At 60.8% G+C, this 286-nt stretch carries 1 pseudogene; it reads right to left on the reverse strand.

Annotated features, from left to right (window positions below):
* Positions 1-286 (reverse strand): annotated as a pseudogene (locus tag X742_RS01000000171385) (conjugal transfer protein TrbE); the annotation flags it as partial.

The following is a 286-nucleotide window of genomic DNA, read 5'->3' on the forward strand; positions in this document are numbered from 1 at the left end:
CGGGCCCAGGCATGAAGACCAAGGTCAGATGATAGATGCTCTCGAAATGCGCGACCTTGCCCTCGAAGGCCGAGCGCCGTTCCTCATCGATCAGCCATGAGGCAGCATCGGGAAGCGCCGAGCTCGGATAGCCCAGCGCTTCGCTGCGCTCGGCCTCGAAGAATAATGCCCAGCCGGAGCCGAGCCTTTTCAGCGCATTGTTTGCCCGCGTGTATATGCCGATAAGTTCGGCCTCCGTCGCGCTTTCAAGGTCGGGGCCACGAAACCGCAATGTCCGTTGGAAGCT

Origin of the sequence: Mesorhizobium sp. LNHC229A00 (genome assembly GCF_000502415.1) — a bacterium.
Taxonomy (GTDB): Bacteria; Pseudomonadota; Alphaproteobacteria; order Rhizobiales; family Rhizobiaceae; genus Mesorhizobium.